Genomic DNA, 6691 nt, shown 5'->3' with positions numbered 1-6691 from the left:
GCCGTGGCTGTCGGCGCTTCGGTCGCGACCGCAAGCCGAACGAGCGCGGTCGCTGCGAGGGTTCTGAACGGCTCCACCGTCAACGTCACGACTCTGGCGGTTGGAGCAAGCGGCGCCGGCACCTTGACCACGACGTCCACCGCTCTCGGTGGCGGCATCGTCGCCGGTGTCGGTGCTGATGCCGAGGCCCACGAGAATTCAGGCGTGGTTGCGGAGATTGGCTCCGGCGCCTCGATCACCACGTCGGCGACCGGCGTCGGCACGCTGGTGTCGGCGTCGATCACGCCCAATCTGTCGAGCGAGGCGATCGGCGTTTCGGTCGGCGGCGGTGCCGTCGGCGTCGCCATCGCCAAGTCCACGGTCGGCGCCACGGTGACGGCCGATGTCGGCGACAATGTCAGCTTCTCGGGCGGTGCGCTCGGGGTGACCGCCATGGCGCTGGTTCCGATTGTCGGTACACAGAACAACTCCGACGGAACGACCACGACAATCTATGGCACCACGACTTACGCCAAGGCGCTCGCCGGTGGCGGCGGCTCGCTGATCGGCGCGCAGGGCAGCCTGGCCGTGGCGTCCGAGAACGCCACGGTGAACGCCTATGGCGGGGTTGGGATCCGGCTTCCCAATGCCAATGTGACCATCGCGGCCGAGAACGACAGCGCCCAATATGCCGACGGAACGGGCCTTTCGAGCGGGTTCCTGGCGCTCGGTGCCACCGTCGCGCAGACTTCGTCCAGCGCGCACACCTACGCCTATCTGGGTGCGCCGGCGGACATGGATACCCTGAACCATGGCAGCTACACCGGCATCCTCCGGATCACGGCGACCGGCTCTGATACCAATGTTTCCGACGCGACGGTCGGCGCGGGCGGCACCTATGCCGGCGTCGCGGCGGTCGCCACGACCAGCTCGACCGCCGTGACCAATGCGCGGTTCGACGGCGGCACGGCGGATGACACGCTTTATTTCGGCGGTCTCCGCATCAATGCCATCCACACCACGAATTATGGCGCGAACGGCGACGCCTACCAGGCCTCCACGGCCGGCGTCTCCGCGGGCAAGGCGCAGAACGATGTCGATTCGACCACCACTGCCGAGATCGGAACGCACCTGATCATCAATTCGGCGGGTGGCAATATGGTCGTCATCGCCAACGACATCGTCAACCAGGGCGGCGGTGGCGCGCGTTCGGGCTCCGGCGGCACGTTTGCGGGCGCGGCCGCGCTCAGCACCTCGACCGTTACGCAGACCGTCAACACCAATATCGGCGCCGGCACGGTGCTGAGCCTCAACGGAGATCCGCAGACGTCTCCGGCGTATATCAATATCGAGGCCTACAACACGCTGAATACCAACGACACGGCGAGCCTCGCCACGGCCAGCTTTTTCGCCGGTGGCGGCGCCGAATCCAACATGACGGCGAATGCCACGCTCGCGGTCAACATCAATGCCCGCGAGCTGTTCAGCGCCGGCAAGATCTATATCGGCACGGCTGCGAAGATGGCGGTGGCGAACAACGCCAACGCCAGCCTCTATGGCGCGATCGCGGGTGTCGGCGCCAGCACCAACAGCTGGGTTCACGCCACTCAGTCGGTCAATGTCGGCGACGGCGCGAAGATCGTGGCCTGGCGCGATATCACCATGTATGCGGGCCTCGCCGGTGACGGTAGCGCCTTCAGCAGCGTGCAGGCGACGGCGACGACGGTCGTCTACAACAACACCGCCATTCCGATCTCCACGCTCTATCGCGGCACCGCCAATGCCGACGACACCACGAGCCTGACGCTGGCCCCCACCTCGAGCGTCCTCGGTGCGCGGGACATCTATCTGGGCGCAACGCAGGGGCAGGTCACGGCGGCCGGCAACGGCAGCAACTACAATCCGTATCTGGACATCTTCAGCGCCAAGAACAGCGATAACCACAGCCACACCAGCGGAACCGGCGACGTCGCGCTCAATGGCCTGGTGGTGGCGGGAATCAACAACGATTTGACGATCACGATCGAGCTCGGCGCATCCGCGCCGACGTTGAGCACCACCAGTCCGTACTCGTCGCTGACGAACGGCTCGTCATCGGTCCTCGAATACGTGTCCGACGTCAATCACTTCAGCCCGGTGATGAGCTGGAACCACCAGACGGTCAAGTACACGATCGTCGGCAATTTCAATCCCTACCAGCTCGTGGTCAACCAACTGGCGACGCTGACCGGCCTGACCGAGGCGCAGGTGCGCTCCCAGCTCGCGGCGGCTACGCCGACGGCACCCGCCAGCATGTCGCCGTCCGGCACCGATCCGACCGGCGACATCCAGCGCCAGATCGACACGCTGATCAAGCAGGCGCCTTTCACCTCCGACGCGCCAGGCAACGCCTTCGCGTTCGGCGACATCCTGGTCTCCGCCGGCAACGTCTCGATCCTGGCCCAGAAGCTGACCGGCAACAGCGGCACGAACCCGGCCGCGCCCGCGGTCATCGCGCGCAGCTCGCCCCTGATCAAGATCGAGAACAAGGGCCTCGACTTCATGAGCCTGGGCAACCTCACGGTGACCGACGTGACCGGGGGCAACATCACGTACCGCCAGATCGACCATGTCGACCCGGATTCGCACTCCAATGTGACCTTCACCGCGATGCCGAGCGCGACGCCGGTCATCGACGTCTCGGCCACCTACAACCGCCTGGATCCCGACAGCGGCCAAGGCATCGACCAGAACGGCAATCTGCTGACCCGCACGCCCGACATCTATTTCAACGGCGCCGTCAACAACCCAAATGGCCTGCTCAAGGTCGTCAACAATCTCGGCAGCGTCGTCGCATCGCAGTCGCTCAGCGCCGCGACCGTCCAGATCGTGGTGCCCAAGGGCACGTTCACCTTCCTTGGCGGCATCGGGAGCTTCTACGACAGCGGCAGCGCGGTCACCTCGCAATGGGCCAGCACCGAAAACAGGCCGGAAGACACGCTGACCGCGGTGATGACGGCAGCAACCTATCTCGGCGCCTACGGCGACTACTATACCGCTCCGCATATCGCTTCGGGAACCGATCATCCCTATTTCTATTACTGCTGCACCGACGGCAGCCACGGCGTGTATCAACCCGTCGGCAACGCCGACGCCAGCACGATCTTCACCGCGCGCATGCTGATGACGTATTACGACGGCACCTCGCTCTATTCATCGATCTTCCTGCCGATGGGCCGGGGCACGCCTGGGAACACCAGCACTCCCGATGCCGGCAGCGTGCCTGATGTCAATACCCTCAAGATCATCGAGGGGCAGTCGTTGACCTCGAACAATGTCGTGCTCGCACAATGGCAGAAAACGACTTATGACGGCCGGAACGTTTACACCGATAGCGGTCCGTACAAGACGCCGTTCAATTGTGCGTCCGACTGCGACAGTACGGGCTTCTTCCAGGTCATCAACATCCAGCCGGATGCGATCACGCCGAAGACCGCGGACGCGCCGGCCACCGCGACGGCCACCCGGACCATCAGCGGCCAGGCGGTCATCATCTCGGCGTCGGTGATCAACATCAACGGCATCATCCAGGCCGGATCGAGCAGCAATTACTCGGTCAACATTGGCGCCGACGCCGCGCAGCAGGTCACGAATCTCAAGAACAACAGCGCCGCCTTCGCCCAGGCCCAGGCCAACGCGCGGAACGGCAGCTATGTCGACATCGCGGGGGCTAACCTGACGACCTCAGGCACCGGCGACGTCAAGATCGGGGTCAGGTACAACGCTCTGACCGACCAGTTCGTCCTGAACGGCGTAGCGCAGGGCGCCGGCGGCTACGTCTATCTGAACGGCAAGATCATCTCGACCTCGACCGACAACACCCAGACCCAGGGCAACATCGAGATCAAGGGCGGCGCCGGCACGGTCACGGTCAACAACACGAGTGGGCTCGCGCTCGTCACCAACACCATCAATACAAGCGCCACCGCCCAGAGCGTGGTCGAGATCGTCGACCAGCTCCAGGGGAAGACGACGTGGTATGTCTACGATCCCAAGGCGGCGAGCAACCAGCAGGTGACGAAATACCAGACCAACAGCGTCACTGCGGCCGCGATCGACCCGTCGATGCTCACGGCCAGGACCGGTACCGCAGGCATCCAGTACGCGACGCAGGCGAACATGCTCTATCAATGGGTCGACACCGCGACGCTGGATCGCCTGAGCACTAGCACGCAGTTCGACTACGGCTGGCATTTCACGCCCAATCAGGTCACCGGCGCAAACTGGACCACCACGACCAGCTTGGTTTCGGGCACGCAGAGCACCAACTACCAGAAGGTCACCACCGCCACCGGCAGCTATCACTGGGCGGGGGGCGTGAATCCGGACGGGAGCCCCGTTGGACTCAACACGCACTCCAACGCGTGCTGCGGTGCGGACGCCCAGTACAACTGGTACCAGGCGATCTATGATCATTTGACGCTCACCCTGACCAACACCGTCAAGGCGTCGAACCCGATCAACATCAAGTTCACCGGCGGCAGCAGCAGCGACGTCGTGGTCAATTCGACCTCCGGCATCGTCATCAACGGGTCGATCAACAATCTTCAGGGCGCGACGACGCTCGCCGCCACCGGCGCCAACTCGTCCATCACGGTCGGCGCCAACGCCAACAACCCGGTGATCTCGGGGACAAGCGTGACGCTTCGGGGTGACGGCGGCATCGGCACGCTCGGCGCCACCAAGGCTCCGGTCCAAGTGCAGCTCTATGGCGGCAGCCTGACCGCCAGCTCGATCGACCGCGACATCGCGATCTCCGCGATCGGCGCGCTGTCGATCAACCAGGTCAAGGTGAATTCGGCAGGCGCGACGCCGCAGGGCAACGTCTTCCTCTCGGCGACCGGCGACATCAACTCGGCGTCCGCCTACAACGTCGCGACACCCGTCGTGATCGGCAAGAACATCGAGATCAACTCCACCTCCGGTGCGATCGGCGCGACGAGCGCCGTCGTCAACGGCGCGAGCACCCTGACCAACATCAATCCGCTGGTGATCCAGGCGACGGGAACGGTCCAGGCGGGCGGCAGCGTCGATGGCGGCGTGCTCGACAGCGCCTCGGCCACCGGCACCTACATCATCCAGTCCAAGGGCGATCTGCGCCTCGGCACGATCCAGTCGACCGGCGGGCCGGTGTTCCTCGAGGCAGCCGGCTCAGACGGCAACCAGGCCAGCATCCTGAACGGCCGGGCGGCGGTCGGTCTCACCCAGGCGCAGAGCCAGCATCTGCAGAGCGTCTGGGCCAGCCTCGATCTGCTCAGCGGCAACGCCGCCACCAACGCCGTCAACAGCTACCAGTCGATGGTGACGTCGGCCTACAACGACTATTTCCAGCTCAAGAACATCGCCTTCCCGAACGGCAGCACCTACGCCCCGACCTCGGTGGGGCTGACGGTGCTGCGAGCGCAGGTGGCGGCCAAGCTCGGCATCGATCCCGCCAACGTCACGACGACGCAGATGAAGACCGAGGCCACGACGCGGTTCCTGAGGGACCAGTTCCTCCTCGGCAAGATCAGCACCGCCGAACTCAAGAGCTCGCTGACCACATTGCTCGGAACCGCACCCGCCGATCCGCTCGCGTCGCTGTTCGGCAGCTCACTCTCGACGACCCTGTTCACCAAGCTGTTCGAGGGCGTGGCAACTGATCAGCAGTTCCTGCCGACCAACGCCGCGCTCCAGGCCGCCCTGCAACCGGGCCATTTCAGCTCGACCTACACCTATACGCTCGCATCGACCGAGCGGGTCTACGGCATCATCACCGCGGGCGCGCAGTGGACGCAGAGCCAGCTGGCCTACACGGTGTCGTCGTCGTCGATCGGCGCGGCGCCGCCGCCGATTGACGAGAACGTCATCGCCAATGTCAGCGCCAACCAGATCATGCTCTATGCGCCGCGCGGCTCGGTCGGCAATTCGGCGGCGCCCCAGACCTTCACCTTCACCAGCGTCGATGCCTCCTCGCTGACGACGGAGCAGAGGGCATTGCTGTCCTCGGCCGGTCCCGGCCAGCTCACCGTCGGCGCGGTGACGGACCCGACGACCCATGTCACGACCTATACGGTCAGCCTGTCGCAGCAGAACCTCGTCGTCGTCGACAACCCGATCGCGATCTCGGCCAAGGCGCTGACCAATATCTATCTCGGCAGCAAGAACAGCCTCGCGCTCGGCGGCGTCACCGCGAATTACGGTCCGATCACGGCCGCGCAGGCCAACGGCATCGAGGTGACGGGCCGCGGCGACGTCAAGCTCGACGCCGTCAACAGCATCTCCGCCAATGTGGGTGGCGCGGTGATTTCGGGTGACATCGCCAACCTGACCCTGATCGCCGAGCGCGGCAATGTCGGTGCCCCCGGCGCCGCCGGCAGCAATCCCGCGAACAATACCAACGCGCTTCAGATCGCCTTTGCCGACCCGGGCCACGACCAGCTCGACCAGGTCTCGTCGGCGCAGGGCATCTATGTGAAGCAGACCACCGGCGATCTCATCCTCGGCAACATCTCCGCCGGCAATGCGATCCAACTGGCCGCGGCCGGCAGCATCTACGCCGAGGCCGATTTCACGGACCGCAGCGCGATCCGGATTCCAGCGGAGCTGCCGCATTGATGCTTCCTTGGATTGGGATGCTTCACGGCCGTATCATCCATGCGATGTGGCGCTCGCCACGCTCGTGCCGTTCCAA

1 protein-coding gene is annotated in these 6691 nt (G+C 64.9%); it reads left to right on the top strand.

Features of this window, described 5'->3' with window-relative positions:
* Positions 1-123: 123 nt before the first annotated feature.
* The gene (locus MOV75_RS22815) at positions 124-6615 is read left to right on the top strand and encodes a hypothetical protein (RefSeq protein WP_247006661.1); all 6492 of its coding nucleotides are present in this window, start codon (positions 124-126) and stop codon (positions 6613-6615) included.
* Positions 6616-6691: the final 76 nt, after the last annotated feature.

The organism is Bradyrhizobium sp. PRIMUS42 (assembly GCF_023006515.1).
GTDB lineage: Bacteria > Pseudomonadota > Alphaproteobacteria > Rhizobiales > Xanthobacteraceae > Bradyrhizobium.
This window is presented reverse-complemented; position numbering and strand designations above follow the sequence as displayed.